Here is a 17,253-nt window from a genome sequence, read left to right as displayed (position 1 = left end):
CAATATTTTTTAATAAGATATTAATATTATCGTAAAAAAAGAAAACTTTGACTTCATTTCTTCGTTTATGTTACGGTTGCAGCAAGAAAAAAAATGAAAAAAGAAAGGAAGAATGGCGATGAATATCGATTGGATGGAAGAGGTATTGAAGCGAAAAGAGGCGCTTATTCAAGATACGCAGGCGCTATTGCGCATTCCGAGCGTTCTCGATGAAGAGAATGCAACAGAAGAAGCCCCGCTTGGACAAGGAGTATACGAGGCGTTGCAGTTTTTATTGCAGAGGGGCCAAGAAGAAGGGTTTGCGGTAAAAAACGTCGATGGCCTCGCGGGACATCTTGAAATCGGACAAGGAGAGGAACTCATCGGCGTATTATGCCATGTGGATGTTGTACCACCGGGAGATGGCTGGTCAAGCGACCCGTTTGCTGCAGAAATCCGTGATGGGAAATTATATGCTCGCGGCGCGATTGACGATAAAGGACCGACAATGGCTGCATTTTATGCTATGAAAATTGTGAAAGAACTCGGGTTGCCATTGCAAAAACGAGTGCGTATGATTGTTGGAACAGATGAAGAAAGCAAGTGGCGTTGTGTCGAACATTATTTTAAGCATGAGGAAATGCCGACAATGGGATTTGCTCCGGATGCGGATTTTCCGATTATTTACGCGGAAAAAGGAATTGTCGATATGGATTTGCGCAAGCCATCAATAGGAACACAGGAAGAAAGTGAAATTCAGCTGCAGTCGTTCCAGGCAGGACGACGTTATAATATGGTTCCTGACTTTGCTAAAGCGGTATTGCTCGTTCGTGCAGACCGGCAACAAGAAATCGAACAGCAGTATCGCCAGTTTCTTCATGAAACGAGCATGAATGGAAATGCTGTTGTGGAAGGCAATACCGTTACTCTTCAATTAGAAGGAATTTCCGCTCATGCGATGGAACCAGAAAACGGGAAAAATGCAGGTTTATGGCTGGCGAAGTGGCTATCAGATGTTGCGTTGGATACGCAGGCGCAATCGTTTATCCGTTTTGTGACGGACTATTTCTTTGCCGATTCTCGTGGAAAAGCGTTAGGCATTGCTTACAACGATGAGATTACCGGCGATTTAACAGTCAATGTTGGAATATTATCATATGATGCGCAAGCTGGAGGAAAGCTTGGCATTAACATACGCTATCCGGTCACCAATGATATAGAACAAACGAAGCAAAAACTACAGAACATCGCAGCGCAGCATGGTTTTGCGTTGGAACATTTTAGCGATTCAAAACCGCACTATGTTGATCCAAATCATGTACTTATAAAGACGCTTCAACGCGTATACGAAGAACAAACAGGAGAACGCGCTTCCTTGCTTTCCATCGGCGGCGGTACATATGCCCGTTCGCTGAAAGCGGGAGTAGCGTTTGGACCGCTGTTTCCGGGACGGCCGGATGTGGCGCATCAAAAGGATGAATATATCATGATCGATGATTTATTGAAAGCAACGGCGATTTACGCTCAGGCAATTTATGAATTAGCAAAATGAAAAAATTCTAAACATATGTTACGATAAAGAAAAACCGCTCTTTTTAGGGCGGTGCTTTTTCATGAAAGGATGCGGAATCAAGTATGGAGGCAGCGTTAAAACGAGGGGAATCGACTGGTAAGTCCACATTTTCGTTATTTTATTTCTTTGTATTTTTTGCATTCGGAGCATTATTTCCGCTTTTATCCGTATATTTACAAGAAGTGGTCGGTCTTTCGGGAACAGAAATTGGAGTCATTATGTCCATAAGTCCAGTCACAATGATTTTTGTACAGCCGATTTGGGGGATGATTACCGATTATACACGTAAACCGGTTTTCGTGCTGACAATCGCACTATTAGCTACTTCATTCATTGGACTAATGTATTCATTTGTGCATGAATATCATTGGCTTATTGTCATGGCTGTTTTACTGGCATCCGCCCAAAGTGCGATCGTTCCGATTTCCGACAGCATTACTCTTCATTATGCGCAAAAGAATGGCGAAAAGTATGGGTCTATTCGTTTATGGGGATCGATCGGCTTTGCTGTTGCCGTACTGATTGGCGGATGGCTATCAGACCGCATTGCGCTTGTTGTCATTTTTTATTTGTTTTCGTTTATGCTAATACTGTCCGGTTTGCTCGCCAGCCGGCTTCCAAAAGAAAGCCAAACGATGAAAGCGGAAGCGCTGCGCGGTATGGCGCAGCTGTTTCGAATTCCTCATTTTGTATTATTGTTGCTCGCTACTTTCTTTATTTTTGGTCCTATTTTAGCGAATAACTTTTATTTTGGGATATTCATTAAACAGCTTGGTGGTACGTTGACGGGAATAGGCTTGGCGTTTTTATTGGCGGCGGGAAGTGAAGCCCCATTTATGAAAATGACAGATGGACTTATTCATCGGTTTGGGATGGTTCCACTTTTAATGTTTGCTACTGCTGTATCATGTTTACGTTGGCTGTTTTATTTTTTCGAGCCGCCGCTCTTTTTCGTATATATGACAACGATTGTTCAAGGTCTTTCCGTCGGCTTATCTATTCCCGCGGCGCTTCAATACGTACGTGATGTTGCGCCAAAACAAGTAAGGGCGACAGCAGTATCCCTTTATTCCGCCGTAGGCAATGGGTTAGGCGTTTGGTTTTGTACATTTATCGGTGGATATATGCTTGAACATTATCATATTGGGGCTATATATTTATTTTTCAGCATTTGCACGTTTGTCGGCATGCTTTCATTAGTGTGCATTCATTTGCTGAATAAGAAAAAAGCTTCGGCATAAGAAAAGGTGGAGAACGATGAAAAAAACGCATTATTTTATCGCTATCCCTATCGCTAGCGAAGTAAAAAAACAGATTTCACAATGGAGAGATGGAATCGTTTCCCATTTTCCATTTCGTTCATGGGTGCATGAAGAAGATTACCATATTACATTAGCATTTTTAGGATACGTTCCACCTGCAAAATTGGACGCGATATGCAAAACAATGACGCAAGTGGCAAAGCACCACGCTCCATTCTCATTATCCTTATCAGAAATACATACATTTGGAAATCGAACAGCGCCGCGGATTTTATGGCAAGGGGTGGAAAAAGAAGAAAAACTATTTGCCCTGCAACGCGATGTGTATACCGCCTGTATCGATATCGGATTTTCTTTAGACAAACGGCCGTTTACCCCGCATATTACGATTGCTCGCAAATGGCAAGGAAATGAAGAGTTTCGCTTAGATGCGCTTAAGCAGAAATCAAGAGTAACGGCGACCTTTTCCGTTCATGAAATGGTGTTATATCAAACCCATTTAGAGCGAACACCGAAATATGAAGCGCGCGCTTTGTTTCCGCTTTTCTAAAAGTAAACTTCTTATTTGAAGGAAGTGTTGTGAGTGTGGGCCAATTAATAAAGCTTCAAGACTATATTTCTAGGTATGAAACGGATGTGTACCGCTACACAAGTGAATTTATTCGTCTAAAGAAAAAACAATGGGAGCAGACGAAAGAACAATGGGAAAACAATAGAAGAAATGCTGACGCTCCTCAACCGGATGAGACGTGGGAATGGTTAATAGAAAAACCGTCATTGTTGGAGCGGATGAAAAAATGGTTTCGACGCTCTTCCATATCAGAAGAAGCGACAGAGGTACAAGTAAATCATTGGAACGAAGAAGAGAGCTTGTCGACTATGATTGCGGAAGCAAAAAATATAGATGAATTAAAAATTTTATTTTTGGAAAATATGTTCGAATTGCAATTAAAATGGGCAAGCTCTACGATATGGTATGAATCGAAGGTAAATAAAAAGTTTTACTATGAAGAAAGGTTGAAATATTTTTTACAGCGTTTTCCCGACACATATTTATGTTTATACAAACCCGTATTTTTGGTCAAAAGCGCTCCGGTCGAATTAGATGTCATTTTATTAAGTCCGACCACAACATGGTGTATTACGTTTGCCGAAGGGGAAAAAGATAATATTATCATAGCGTCTTCAGACCGTTTTTGGACGGAAATAACGAAGCGGGAAGAAAAGAAAAAAATCAATCCGGTTATCGCTTTGCAACGAATGGAAAAAATAGTGGCAGATATATATAAACAGTACCATATTGATTTTCCTATCAAAAAAGCAGTGGTGAATCGTTATGGCTATATCGATGATCACCGTACTTTTAGCAATGTGCAGTTTATTGACAAACGAAATTATGAACGTTGGTTTTCGTCTTTGCGGGAATTAACGATTCCGTTGAAGCATGTGCAATTAAAAGCGGCATCTTTTTTGTTGCGCCATTGCTATAGTCACTATGATATACGAACAAATTGGAATACGGATGAAGAAAAGGTGTAAAGCTAATTACACCTTTTTTATTGGCATTTACGTTACGGAATAACGCAAAAGTCCTGCGATACAGCCAGCTGCTGCATAAGCTTCATTTGCACCGTATTTCCTATGTTTCGCATATGATATAGCACACTAGTATACACAAAAGGGGGTGAATGGATTTGCACGATATACATCGAGAGTTTGAAGCATATTTAGATGCAATGAATTTGGCGACGATTTTAGTGCCAAAATCGTATCGCGATGGAAAAATACAAATATTTACGTTAGAAACGCCGCATAAAGAGCGCCATCCTTTGCAAATAGAGCGCCAAATAGATTTAGGATCAAGCATGAAATATGAGTGCATCATCGATATCCCGATAGAAATAGGAAAACGTTATCTTATTTATGATCATCAAGGTGGAGTCACTGATTTGCAAAGCGGAGCGGTTGTTCGAACCGTGCCATTTGATGACAAATTTTTTTATGACGGCGATTTAGGAGTTGCGTATACGCAGGAGCAAACAACCTTCAAAGTTTGGGCGCCTACGGCAACGGAGGCAAAAGTAAAGCTGATTGACCCAAAAACAAAAAAAGCCGACTATATACCGTTAGAACGATTGGAAAAAGGAGTATGGACGGCGACTGTATTCGGTGATATGGAAGGGATCTATTACACATATGTCGTATGTGTGAACGCTGTTTGGCGCGAAGCCGTGGACCCGTATGCGGTTGCTGTTTCGGTTAACGGGGAGTATGGGGTTATTATCGATTTAGCGAAGACACGCATCGAAAAACCATCCGTCCCTCCGCTTTCATCCCCAACTGACGCGATTATTTATGAAATGCATATCCGTGATTTTACGATTCATCCGGAAAGCGGTATTATGCATAAAGGGAAATATTTAGGATTGACCGAACTGGAAACAAAGGGGCCAAATAATACGACAACAGGGCTTTCTTATTTAAAAGAGTTGGGCGTCACTCATGTAGAATTGCTCCCATTTAATGATTTTGCCGGAGTGGATGAGCGCCATCCATTGCAGCAGTATAATTGGGGATACAATCCGCTTCATCATAACGCTCCGGAAGGGAGTTATGCGACCGACCCGAATGATCCGTATGCTCGTATCCGCGAATTAAAGCAGGCGATTCATACGCTGCAAGCACAGGGCATTCGTGTCATTATGGATGTTGTCTACAATCATGTTTATATGCGCGAGCAGTCTTCATTCGAGAAAATCGTTCCTGGATATTATTTCCGCTATGATGCATACGGCAATCCGGCTAATGGCACCGGAGTTGGAAACGATATTGCTTCCGAACGAAAAATGGTGCGGAAATGGATTGTAGACTCGGTGCGATTTTGGGCGGAAGAGTATCATGTCGATGGATTTCGCTTTGACTTAATGGGGATTTTAGATATCGAAACAATGAAAGCGGTTCGTGAAATGCTTGATACACTCGACCCGTCCATTCTTGTACTCGGAGAAGGATGGGATTTGCCGACACCGCTTCCGTCCGAACAGAAAGCAACGATGCAAAACGCGGAAAAATTGCCGCAGATCGCCTATTTTAACGATTATTTCCGTGACAGTGTCAAAGGAAGCACATTCCATCTGTTTGATCGAGGATTTGCACTAGGCAATTCCAATGATGGCGAAAAGGTGAAAGTGGCGATTAGCGGAAGCGTTCGCAAGAAACACGGGCTGTTTCTTCATCCAACCCAAACGATTAATTATGTCGAGTCACATGATAACCATACGTTTTGGGATAAAATGGAGATCGCTAACGGTCATGAAGATGAACAAACGAGAAAAAAGCGGCAAAAATTAGCGACAGCGATCGTGCTGCTTTCGCAAGGAATTCCGTTTTTGCATAGTGGACAGGAATTTTATCGGACAAAGCAAGGAGTAGAAAATAGCTATAATGCTCCCGATTCGATTAATCAAATCGACTGGAAACGAAAGAGCGAGCATGAAGACGATGTCCGCTATGTTCAAGGGCTTATTCAGCTCCGAAAGTCCCACCGTGCTTTCCGATTTACTACCGAAGCAGAGATAAACAATCACCTTTTTTTCCTTGAGACACCAGCATTCATCATCGCATACCATCTTCGCGATGTACAGCAATATGGACCTTGGCGCGATATTATTGTTATTCACCATAATCAAGAAGAAAAACAATCTGTTTTTCTACCTGATGAAGAAGAATGGCATGTCATTTGTGACGGGATTCACAGCGGAACGGTTCCACTGTTTTCCGTGCGTAAACAAATAAACTTGGCTGGAATTGGGACATGGGTGCTTGTGAAATAAACATAAACATATCTTTCCTATTTTTTACAAAACACACAAAACATTTGCAAGATGTGGCGATATTTCAGTATAATACAAGTAAAATAAACGAGCAAGAACGGAAACTTGGATGTCTTTTTGTTTGCGGAAAATAAAAATGTGAATTGACGAAAAAAAGCTCTTCCATATAAAATCTAGTAAGACAGCTATTGTCTGAAAATACGAAATCAGGTGATGCTGTCTCTTATTTTTTTAAGTCGAAGGTGAACTTGCTTTGGAACAGTTACTAGGAAAGGAGTGGGACATCACTCCTGCTGGCGGCACAACTGGAGATGCGTATTTTGCGGAATATGAGGGGAGAAAGTTGTTTTTAAAACGGAATTCTTCGCCATTTCTTGCGGTTTTATCAGCGGAAGGCATCGTCCCAAAACTGATTTGGACGAAGCGAATGGAAAATGGCGATGTGTTTACCGCTCAACAGTGGTTGAACGCAAGGGAATTGAAGCCACAAGATATGGGAAGTGAACAAGTGGCGAACTTATTGCGGAAAATTCATCGTTCCAAAGATTTAGTAACAATGCTGAGAAGGTTAGGAAAAACGCCATTACTGCCAGAGATGATGATGGAAAAACTAAAAGAGCAATTCACTCCCCATTCATTTGAGGAGCCGTTAGTGGAACAGGCACTCGATTGGCTTGAACAGCATATGTCTTCACTTCAATGTGATGAGTATGTCGTCTGCCACTGTGATATTAACCATAACAACTGGCTGCTTGCTGAAGATGGAAAATTGTACTTAATTGATTGGGATGGTGCGATGATTGCCGATCCGGCCATTGATATCGGGATGTTGCTTTATTCCTATATTCCTGAAGAAAAATGGGAAGATTGGCTCGAACTTTACGGCCTTAAGTTAACCGATGATTTGCGTTTTCGCATGAAATGGTATACTATAGCGCAAACCCTTCACTCGCTTATATGGCAAAAAGAAAAAAATGCAAAAAAGGAAATGCAACAGTCGCTGCATTTCCTACGTAAGCTGATTGACCCACTCCGATAATTGCTGTTGATGGGATAAAATGTGAGAGTTTAAATCAGCGCTATACTTTCCGTTTTGTCCGTATGTGTAAATGTTTGGAAGCACGCTTTTTATTTTCGGATGCACTTGTTCATTTCCCATCAATGATTTTACGAGCCGTTCGATTTGTTCACATTCGGAGACGGTGCCGCAGCAGTCAGCTTGATGTTCCGATAAAATATCTTTTAATATGGTGATTTGATGCTCGTGATTTAGTGGCAACACTACCACCATCCTTTGAAAAAGTATGCTATACATTTATAATATGCGCAGATATAGGAGGTTTTATCATTCGTTTTTCGCAGTCGTACGCACGGCTGTGTTTTTTTATGGCGAAAAAGTTTTGTCCCAGGTGTTGATAAATGAGCTTGCATATTTGTGCTTATTCATGATATCGTTGACAACGATGAACAAAGAAACAGAGGTGTCCGTATGCGTCTACGTAATAAACCATGGGCAAAAGAAAAAATTGCTGCATATCCGCAATATGTTATTCCAAATCCAGAAGAACATAAAGGAAGATGGAATGAGCTATTTGGCAATGATCACCCAATTCATATCGAAATTGGTACAGGAAAAGGAAAATTTATTACAGAAATGGCGAAAGCAAATCCAAACATTAACTATATTGGTATTGAACTGTACCCAAGTGTACTTGTCTCTGCATTAGATAAACTCATTGAAAATGAATTGCCGAATTTGCGTTTATTAAATGTGAATGCGAAAGATTTAACGAATTTTTTTGCGGAGGGAGAAATCGAACGCATTTATTTAAACTTCTCCGACCCATGGCCGAAAAAACGGCATGAAAAGCGGCGATTAACGTATCGTGCGTTTCTTGAGTTGTATGAGAAAGTGTTAGTGGATGAAGGAGAAATTCATTTTAAAACCGATAATCAAGCCTTTTTTGAATATTCGCTTGTTAGTTTTTCACAATATGGATTAGTGCTGACATACGTAAGTTTGGATTTACACAATAGTGATTTTGAAGGAAATGTGATGACGGAATATGAAGAAAAGTTTTCAGCAAAAGGAAATCGCATTTACCGATGTGAAGTAAAATATCCGCCAAAGCATCAAAAGGCTGGTCTTTGAAGAAAAGACAGCCCTTTATTTTTTTGTTTTCGAAATATTTGCAGAAATGATACACTAAAATAGCGAGGTGATGGGGAAATGGAACAATTGCAAATTGGAAAAATTAAAATGACATGGTTAAACGGAGGGGTAACACATTTAGATGGTGGAGCAATGTTCGGAGTTGTGCCGAAGCCGCTTTGGTCGAAAAAGTATCCGTCTAATGACAACAATCAAATTGAATTGCGTACCGATCCTATTCTCGTACAAGTGAATGGAAAAAATATCTTGATTGAATCAGGGATTGGCAATGGAAAATTATCGGATAAACAAAAACGGAATTTCGGCGTAACGGAGGAATCAAAACTCGAACAGTCTCTCAACGAGCTGGGGCTGTCGACGGATGATATTGACATCATTCTAATGACACATATGCATTTTGATCACGCTTGCGGCTTGACAAAATGGGAAGGAGATCGGCTTGTTTCTGCTTTTCCGCGCGCGGAAATTATTACGTCACAGAGAGAATGGGACGAAATGAGACATCCAAACATTCGCTCGCGTAATACATATTGGAAGGAAAATTGGGAACCGATCGCCGAGCAAGTCATCCCATTTGAAAAAGAGAAAGAAGTAGCAAACGGGATCAAAATGGTACATACCGGAGGACATAGTGACGGGCATTCCATTATTTTGATCGAATCGGATGGAGAAATGGCGATTCATATGGCTGATTTGTTAGCGACACACGCCCATCAAAATGTATTATGGGTAATGGCATATGATGATTATCCAATGACATCGATTTTCGAAAAACAAAAATGGATCCCATACGCGATCGAAAAACAGGCGTGGTTTACGTTTTATCACGATGCGTATTATCGTGCGCTAAAGTGGGACGAGAACGGAAACATCATCGCCCATGTTGATCGAAACCGCCTGTGATTTTGATCCATTGAAAATGGAAAGGGATGCCTCCTGTTGGGATGGGGGCACCCGTACGGTCTTAAAGCGGTTTCGTTTCGATGATGGTTCCCGTATAGGCATCGATGACAAATTCGTATTGTTCATGATCACGGCAGACGCCTCCTTTGTACACCGTGTAGATGATATTGTTTTTTTCGTATGTTTCCGGATTTGTTTGAATCCATGAGCCGCTGATTGGCGCTTGTTGCAAAAAGGATGCTTTGGCTAGTGAAAGTGCTTTTTCCGAAGAAATCATTCGCTGTTTTCGCTTCGTTTCAACGACGTATGCCGCGATAAATCCAACGGCCATACCAGCTATAAATTTTTTCCAGTTCATTAGTAGAGACCTCCGCAGTTTCTTGTCTACCGTTTAGTATATCTGATTTCACCAAAGAATGTAAGGAAAGTGGAAAAACGTTTACTTGTTCGTTACAATAAAAATGATTAGAAAAAAGGAGTTAAGAACGATGAATGTAGAAACGCTTCGACTGTTTCAAACATTGACCGAATTGCCGGGAGCACCAGGCAATGAACATGCGGTGCGGAATTTCATGCGCAAAGAGCTGGAAAAGTACGCGGATGAAGTCGTACAAGACCGGCTTGGCAGCATCTTTGGCGTCAAACGCGGCGATGAAAACGGTCCTACCGTGATGGTTGCAGGGCATATGGACGAAGTCGGCTTTATGGTCACCGCTATTACCAATAACGGCATGATTCGTTTTCAGCCGCTTGGCGGCTGGTGGAATCAAGTATTGTTAGCACAGCGCGTACAAATCATTACCGATCATGGTCCAGTTGTTGGAGTGATCAGCTCGATTCCGCCGCATTTGTTGTGCGAAGAACAACGAAACAAGCCGATGGAGATCAAAAACATGCTCATCGACGTCGGTGCTGATGACCGTGAAGACGCGAAAAAAATGGGGATTAAACCAGGACAACAAATTGTACCGATTTGCCCATTTACCCCAATGGCCAATCCGAAAAAAATTTTGGCAAAAGCGTGGGACAATCGTTATGGCTGTGGATTGGCGATTGAATTGTTGAAAGAGTTGAAGGATGAGAAACTGCCAAACGTGCTATATTCAGGTGCTACTGTCCAAGAAGAAGTCGGGTTGCGCGGGGCGCAAACCGCCGCAACCATGATTCAGCCTGATATCTTTTTCGCGTTAGACGCAAGCCCGGCGAACGATATGACCGGAGACGCGAAAGAATTTGGGCATCTTGGAAAAGGGGCGCTTGTCCGCATTTATGACCGTTCGATGGTGACTCATCGCGGTATGCGTGAATTTGTATTAGATACGGCGGAAACGCACGGCATTCCATATCAATTTTTCGTTTCACCGGGTGGAGGAACGGATGCCGGAAGAGTGCATATCGCCAACAGTGGAGTGCCTTCTGCCGTGATCGGTATTTGTTCCCGTTATATTCATACACATGCGTCGATCATTCACGTCGATGATTATCAGGCAGCAAAGCAACTGCTTATTGAACTTGTAAAGCGGTGCGATAAAGCAACAGTCGATGCAATTAAGAAAAACAGCTAATCAATATGAGAAGTCTTGTTTGACAAGACTTCTCTTTTTCCGTAAAAAGGAGTGGGAAGCATTGAAAATCATTGCCATTGGCACAACGAATCAAGCAAAGGTGGCGGCCGTCCGCAGCATTTTTTCTTCGGAACATTATACCCTTGTACCGACGGATGTTCCATCGGATGTTTCCGCCCAGCCGATTTCCGACCACGAAACGCGTCAAGGAGCGATAAATCGAGCTAAACACGCGCTACAAAAAGAGAACGCGGACATCGGCATCGGTTTGGAAGGCGGTGTGATGGAGATAGACGGAGAGTTATGGCTTTGCAATTGGGGAGCGCTTGCCGACCGTGATGGCACCGTTATTACCGCCGGCGGAGCGCGCATTCCGCTTCCTTTTGAAGTGGCAAAAGGAATTCGTGCTGGCAGAGAACTCGGAGATGTGATGGCGGAATATACAGGAGAAAGAAACATCCGCCATAAAGAAGGAGCGATCGGTGTTTTTACAAACGGTTATGTCGATCGTGCCGGCATGTTTCGACATATTGTTCAGTTATTAGTCGGTCAGTATGAATTTTTTTGTCAAAATCACTGATTCGCGATATCATAAAAAAGACATAGAAAGGAGTTTTTATCAATGAAAACGATTGAAACAGCAGCACAATATGAGGAAGTGAAAAAAACAAAAAAAGCAATATTCGTTTTTTCTGCCGATTGGTGCCCGGACTGCCGATTTATTCAACCATTTTTGCCGGAAATCGAGCAGGCTTTTTCCGAATATGAGTTTTATTACGTTGATCGCGACCAATTGCTCGAAGTATGTCAGCAAGAAAACGTTTTTGGCATTCCAAGCTTTATTGCTTATGACAACGGCAAAGAGTTAGGCAGATTTGTCAGCAAAGATCGCAAAACGAAAGAGGAAGTTGAACGGTTTATCCAGAGCTTGTCATAATATAGGGGGCATATCCATGGATAGTAAACAAATGTGTGAGGAAATAAAAAAAAGGCTTGCCCGCGATGATTGGACGTTTCAATTTGACCGAAAAAAGGATACGCTCCGCATTGAAGATAAAGAAACGAAAAAAGGGGTAACGATTTCGCTTCCGGGTGTCATTGCGAAATGGCACGAACAAAAAGACGAAGCCGTTGACGAAATTGTATATTACGTTGAACAAGCGTTAAATACCATGCATGAAACACATACGCTTTCCGGCAAAGAAAAAGATATTTACCCGGTTATTCGCTCGACATCGTTCCCGACGGAGACAAAAGAAGGCATTCCGCTTCTTTATGATGAACATACGGCGGAAACCCGCATTTATTATGCGCTTGACTTGGGCAATACGTATCGGCTGATCGATAAAAAGATGATGGAACAAGAACAATGGAATGAAGAACGAATAAAAGAAATTGCTCGTTTTAATGTCCGTTCGTTGGATGTTCATGTCAAAGAAGACAAAGTAGCCGGAAATACGTTTTATTTTGTGAATACAAATGATGGCTATGACGCAAGCCGCATTTTAAACGAGCCATTTTTAGCGAAAATGAAAAAGAAAATAACGGGAACGATGGCGCTTGCTGTGCCTCATCAAGATGTGCTGATTATTGCTGATTTGCAAAATGAAGTTGGATACGATGTGCTCGCGCAAATGACGATGAGCTTTTTTGCGAGTGGACGAGTGCCGATCACCGCTTTATCATTTTTATATGAAGATGGAGAACTCGAACCGATTTTTATTTTAGGAAAAAATTATCGCAAAAAATGAAGAAAGGATGAGTGGGGATGAACGTATTTTATAACCGTCAAGGAGTCGGCGATGTACTTCTCGTTTCATTAAAACCGATTCAGCCAGATCAGCGGGCGTTTGAAAAAAAAGGAGACGTTGTCCGCATCTTTGATGAAAAAACAGGAGAAACAGCAGGATATAATATTTTTCAAGCTTCTACTTATCATCATTTTGACGGTAACGGCTTATTGGAGCTGAACGAGGAGCTTGTTTCTGTCATTAACAATATATTAGAGAAAAACGGCTGGAACGAAACGATTGAAGCCGATCTTTCTCCAAAATTTGTAGTTGGTTATGTAAAAGAGAAAAAGAAACATCCGAATGCGGATAAATTGAGCGTATGCCAAGTGGATGTCGGAACAGAAGTATTGCAGATTGTATGTGGTGCACCAAATGTGGAAGCAGGGCAAAAGGTCGTTGTCGCCAAAATCGGTGCGGTGATGCCAAGCGGACTTATTATTCAGGAGGCAGAATTGCGCGGTGTTCCTTCGTACGGGATGATTTGTTCCGCGCGCGAATTGGAATTGCCAAACGCTCCGCAAGAAAAAGGCATTTTAGTATTATCCGATGAATATGAAGTGGGTCAGCCATTTACTTGGTAATGCGATGATAGTCACTAGATGGATTCTAGTGACTTTTTTTCCGAAACGAATTTAACAGAAAGAGTGATTGAGCGATGAAATGGTTAAAACGATTCGTTCGTTATTTGCTGGAAACAGAGGAAGAAGAACAATACGTTTCGTCGCAGAAAAAACAGAGGGAGAAACTTTCTTCTTCCCAATTGGACGTAAAGGTGGCATATCAATATCCAAAAGGAAACTTCCGGTTTCCGCTTATTCCAGATGAACCAACATCGAAACGCCGTCATTCATCATTTCGGCAAGAACATCATGAACGTGTTTCTTCTGTATGGAATTCCGATCATTTGCCAAGGCGTGTAAAGGAAAGCCAACAAGACCATTCGGCAGATTCAGAAAAAAAAACGGTTCCGGCCTTCTGATGTGCTGTCTCCTGTTTATGGATATAAAAGAGTAACGAAAAAGAACGAACCTGTAATAGAATGGGAGCTGCCATCTAGCTCCATAGAACGTGCAACAGATCTATTGCCATCTGTACCGGAAGAAAAAGTAGATGACATCAATGATCCGATACCAACGCCGTCGGAACGATTAGAAACAAGCGAAAAAGAATCAGTGGACAACGCTCCTCAAGAAAAAGAAGATGGATTCCAATCACCAAAAGGAAAAGAGGAAGAACAAATCGAAACAATCGCGGCGGAAAAGGAGACGAATTTACAAGAAACGGAAGCAGCAAAAAAAGAAGAGACAAAGACGGATATGCCCGAAAACGACCATCATACGAGCAAACAATCATCCCATTCGACACGTTCTCGCATTCCATACAATGTTATTATGCTAAAACAAGATCGGAAAAAGTGGGAAGAAAAAAGACAATCTGCCGCAAGCGGGTATCAATTCCCGTCCTTATCGCTGCTAGAGAGTCCCAAACGAAGCCAAGAAAGCGATGAGCAATGGATTCGCGAGCAATGTGAACGTCTGAATCGAACATTTGCCAGCTTCCATATTGGCGCCAAAGTGGTCAACACAACACAAGGGCCAACGGTAACGCGGTTTGAAGTACAGCCGGACCTAGGGGTAAAAGTAAGCAAAATTACGAATTTAGCAGATGATATTAAGCTAAATTTAGCAGCAAAAGATATTCGGATTGAAGCTCCGATTCCGGGAAAACGCACCATCGGTATTGAAGTTCCAAACTTGAAAAGCCGGCCTGTATGGATTCGGGAAATTTTAGAAAGCGATGCGTTTCGAAACAATCCATCCCCGTTAACGGTCGCGCTTGGGCTTGACATATCGGGAGCGCCAGTAGTAACAGATTTAAAAAAGATGCCGCATGGATTAATTGCCGGAGCGACCGGTTCAGGAAAAAGCGTGTGTATTAATGCAATGCTTGTCAGTTTGTTGTACAAAGCTGCTCCACATGAAGTAAAATTGCTCCTGATTGACCCAAAAATGGTGGAACTCGCTCCATATAATGATATTCCGCATCTTGTCAGCCCGGTCATTACGGATGTGAAGGCAGCAACGGGAGCGCTAAAATGGGCGGTGGAAGAAATGGAGCGGCGGTACGAACTTTTCGCCCATGCAGGTGTCCGTGATATTCAAAAATACAATGAGCTCGTGAAACAGAAAAACAGTCCAGAACATCATCTCCCGTATATTGTTATTATCATCGATGAGCTCGCGGATTTAATGATGGTAGCGCCGGCGGATGTCGAAGAAGCGATTTGCCGCATTGCGCAAAAGGCAAGGGCGTGCGGAATTCATTTAGTTGTTGCGACACAACGCCCATCCGTTGATGTGATCACCGGGTTAATCAAAGCGAATATCCCGACAAGAATCGCTTTTTCTGTCTCATCCCAAGTCGATTCACGGACGATTATCGATACGAATGGTGCGGAAAAACTGCTCGGACGCGGCGACATGTTGTTTTTAGAAAATGGATCATCGAAAACGGTACGTGTTCAAGGAAATTACGTATCTGATGAAGAAATTGAGCGGGTAGTGGCCCATGTGAAAACGCAGATGGCGCCGTCTTATTTGTTTCAGCAGGACGATTTTGCCAAAAAGACGGTTGCTCATCATGAGGAAGATGAGCTTTTTTATGAAGCTTGTGCATTCGTTGTGCAACAAGGAGGAGCTTCTACGTCGAGCTTGCAACGTCATTTTCGCATCGGCTATAATCGCGCAGCCCGCTTAATAGAGATGATGGAAGAACAAGGAATCATTTCTGAAGCACGAGGCAGCAAACCGCGAGATGTATTAATTACTGAAGAGGAATTGGCGAATTTGCAAGAAAATAGTATGATATGATAGAAATGTGTTATACATCACATGAAGACATAGGCGAGGGAGCAGCGATGAAGGAAATCGAATTAAAATTACAAGGGAAAATTAAACGATTAACGAATAAAACGTTTAAATTTGATGAGCGGATTCGCGACGGCTGGTTTTCCGCCGTTTATTTTTTAAAAACGCGTGAAATTGTCAAAGAGTTTTGTCCAAATAATATTGTTACGATGCAATTTTTTCAAAAGGAACATGCTGTATTATGTGGAACAGATGAGGTGATCGCACTCATCAAAACATTTGCTGACGAACCTGAGAAGTTAGAAATTTATTCATTAAAAGACGGGGATAAGATCAGTCCATTTGAAACCGTATTGACCATTACTGGCCCGTATCAAAATTTCGGGTTTTTAGAAGGGGTTATTGACGGCATTTTAGCCCGGCGTACGTCAGTGGCGACGAACGTTTACAATGTCGTGAAAGCGGCGGCGTTATCGGGTGTGCAAAAACCAATTATTTTTATGGGTGACCGCGACGATCATTACACTCAACAAGCCGGCGATGGCTATGCGGCGTTTATTGGCGGTTCAACGGCGCAAGCGACTCATGCGATGAATGAATGGTGGGGGAAACAAGGAATGGGAACAATGCCGCATGCGCTCATCCAGTTATTTGACGGCGATGTTGTTGCGGCGGCAAAGGCGTATTACCAAAAATATCCGGAAGATGACTTAATTGTGCTTGTCGATTACAATAATGACTGTATTACCGATGCGCTTCGCGTTGCCCGTGAGTTTGGCGATAAATTAAAAGGGGTTCGCGTCGATACATCGAGAACGATGATTGACCAATATTTTATTCGGCATCCGGAAGTGCTCGGAACGTTTGATCCCCGCGGCGTCAATCCACCGCTTATTTTTGCGCTCCGTGAAGCGTTAGATCGTGAAGGATTCCACCATGTGAAAATTGTCGTCAGCGGTGGATTTAATGAGGAACGCATTATCGAATTTGAAAAGCAAGGCGTGCCTGTTGATATGTATGGCATCGGCAGAAGCCTTCTTAAAATTCATATCGGCTTTACCGGCGATAATGTATTGTTAAACGGAAAGCATCAGGCGAAAGCAGGAAGAAGATATCGGCCAAATCCACGCTTAGAAAGGGTCGATTTGTCGGAAATATAAAGGCTGCTGATAGAAAGACCGTCCCATTCGTTTTCTTTTTGGACGTACTCATAGTTTTTAGAAGCAAACAATGTTATAATGATGAAATATGAGAATACATATGCCAAATGAAATAAATGGCAAAACTAGATGAACGTCATATACT

Annotated in this window: 17 protein-coding genes and 1 pseudogene; 16 read left to right on the top strand and 2 right to left on the bottom strand. The window is 42.3% G+C overall.

Going from position 1 to position 17,253, the window contains the following annotated elements:
• The first annotated feature begins 118 nt into the window (after nt 1–118).
• The 6 genes from pepV (at nt 119) to DER53_RS01570 (ending at nt 7,686) form a co-directional block, all read left to right on the top strand.
• Nucleotides 119–1,531: a dipeptidase PepV gene (gene pepV / locus DER53_RS01595; RefSeq protein ID WP_062755028.1), complete on the top strand. Its 1,413-nt coding sequence runs from the start codon at nt 119–121 to the stop codon at nt 1,529–1,531.
• 83 nt (nt 1,532–1,614) lie between these two features.
• Nucleotides 1,615–2,793, top strand: coding sequence for an MFS transporter (locus DER53_RS01590; RefSeq protein WP_062755026.1), 1,179 nt, complete (start codon nt 1,615–1,617; stop codon nt 2,791–2,793).
• A 16-nt stretch (nt 2,794–2,809) separates the two neighbouring features.
• On the top strand, nt 2,810–3,364 hold the full coding sequence (gene thpR, locus DER53_RS01585) for an RNA 2',3'-cyclic phosphodiesterase (RefSeq protein ID WP_062755024.1): 555 nt from the start codon (nt 2,810–2,812) through the stop codon (nt 3,362–3,364).
• 35 nt (nt 3,365–3,399) lie between these two features.
• Complete coding sequence (locus DER53_RS01580; RefSeq protein WP_062755022.1) at nt 3,400–4,353, top strand: nuclease-related domain-containing protein; 954 nt, start codon at nt 3,400–3,402, stop codon at nt 4,351–4,353.
• Nucleotides 4,354–4,502: 149 nt separating this feature from the next.
• Complete coding sequence (gene pulA, locus DER53_RS01575; protein ID WP_062755020.1) at nt 4,503–6,647, top strand: type I pullulanase; 2,145 nt, start codon at nt 4,503–4,505, stop codon at nt 6,645–6,647.
• A 253-nt stretch (nt 6,648–6,900) separates the two neighbouring features.
• Complete coding sequence (locus tag DER53_RS01570; RefSeq protein ID WP_062755018.1) at nt 6,901–7,686, top strand: phosphotransferase family protein; 786 nt, start codon at nt 6,901–6,903, stop codon at nt 7,684–7,686.
• Here DER53_RS01570 and DER53_RS01565 read toward each other — a convergent pair.
• Nucleotides 7,657–7,926, bottom strand: coding sequence for a YtzH-like family protein (locus tag DER53_RS01565; protein ID WP_041269962.1), 270 nt, complete (start codon nt 7,924–7,926; stop codon nt 7,657–7,659). The two genes, DER53_RS01570 and DER53_RS01565, sit on opposite strands and share 30 nt — an antisense overlap.
• Nucleotides 7,927–8,136: 210 nt before the next feature.
• Here DER53_RS01565 and trmB point away from each other — a divergent pair, with 210 nt between their 5' ends.
• Together trmB and DER53_RS01555 are read left to right on the top strand one after the other, a co-directional pair.
• Nucleotides 8,137–8,799, top strand: coding sequence for a tRNA (guanosine(46)-N7)-methyltransferase TrmB (gene trmB / locus DER53_RS01560; RefSeq protein WP_015864844.1), 663 nt, complete (start codon nt 8,137–8,139; stop codon nt 8,797–8,799).
• 78 nt (nt 8,800–8,877) lie between these two features.
• Complete coding sequence (locus DER53_RS01555; RefSeq protein ID WP_062755016.1) at nt 8,878–9,723, top strand: YtnP family quorum-quenching lactonase; 846 nt, start codon at nt 8,878–8,880, stop codon at nt 9,721–9,723.
• A gap of 61 nt (nt 9,724–9,784) precedes the next feature.
• Here the strand turns inward: DER53_RS01555 and DER53_RS01550 are convergent, their stop codons facing one another.
• Nucleotides 9,785–10,081: a PepSY domain-containing protein gene (locus DER53_RS01550; protein WP_062755014.1), complete on the bottom strand. Its 297-nt coding sequence runs from the start codon at nt 10,079–10,081 to the stop codon at nt 9,785–9,787.
• A gap of 130 nt (nt 10,082–10,211) precedes the next feature.
• Between DER53_RS01550 and DER53_RS01545 the strand changes: the two genes are divergently transcribed.
• The 8 genes and pseudogenes from DER53_RS01545 to DER53_RS01515 all read left to right on the top strand — a co-directional run bounded on the left by DER53_RS01545 (nt 10,212) and on the right by DER53_RS01515 (nt 17,108).
• Nucleotides 10,212–11,288: a M42 family metallopeptidase gene (locus DER53_RS01545; protein WP_062755012.1), complete on the top strand. Its 1,077-nt coding sequence runs from the start codon at nt 10,212–10,214 to the stop codon at nt 11,286–11,288.
• 61 nt (nt 11,289–11,349) lie between these two features.
• Complete coding sequence (locus DER53_RS01540) at nt 11,350–11,868, top strand: DUF84 family protein (protein WP_015864840.1); 519 nt, start codon at nt 11,350–11,352, stop codon at nt 11,866–11,868.
• Nucleotides 11,869–11,910: 42 nt separating this feature from the next.
• Nucleotides 11,911–12,225, top strand: a complete 315-nt coding sequence (locus DER53_RS01535; protein ID WP_015864839.1) for a thioredoxin family protein — start codon at nt 11,911–11,913, stop codon at nt 12,223–12,225.
• A 16-nt stretch (nt 12,226–12,241) separates the two neighbouring features.
• Nucleotides 12,242–13,039: a DUF1444 domain-containing protein gene (locus DER53_RS01530; RefSeq protein ID WP_062755010.1), complete on the top strand. Its 798-nt coding sequence runs from the start codon at nt 12,242–12,244 to the stop codon at nt 13,037–13,039.
• Between the two features lie 17 nt (nt 13,040–13,056).
• On the top strand, nt 13,057–13,662 hold the full coding sequence (gene ytpR / locus DER53_RS01525; RefSeq protein ID WP_062755008.1) for a YtpR family tRNA-binding protein: 606 nt from the start codon (nt 13,057–13,059) through the stop codon (nt 13,660–13,662).
• Between the two features lie 74 nt (nt 13,663–13,736).
• Nucleotides 13,737–14,060: a hypothetical protein gene (locus DER53_RS17690; protein WP_425281330.1), complete on the top strand. Its 324-nt coding sequence runs from the start codon at nt 13,737–13,739 to the stop codon at nt 14,058–14,060.
• Nucleotides 14,061–14,445: 385 nt separating this feature from the next.
• Nucleotides 14,446–15,951: pseudogene (locus DER53_RS01520) on the top strand (DNA translocase FtsK); the annotation flags it as partial.
• A 47-nt stretch (nt 15,952–15,998) separates the two neighbouring features.
• Nucleotides 15,999–17,108: a nicotinate phosphoribosyltransferase gene (locus DER53_RS01515; RefSeq protein ID WP_062755004.1), complete on the top strand. Its 1,110-nt coding sequence runs from the start codon at nt 15,999–16,001 to the stop codon at nt 17,106–17,108.
• Nucleotides 17,109–17,253: the final 145 nt, after the last annotated feature.

Origin of the sequence: Parageobacillus toebii NBRC 107807 (assembly GCF_003688615.2) — a bacterium.
GTDB classification, from domain to species: Bacteria; Bacillota; Bacilli; order Bacillales; family Anoxybacillaceae; genus Parageobacillus_B; species Parageobacillus_B toebii.
Note: the sequence above shows the minus strand (reverse complement) of the source record. Positions and strands in the feature narration are given on the sequence as shown.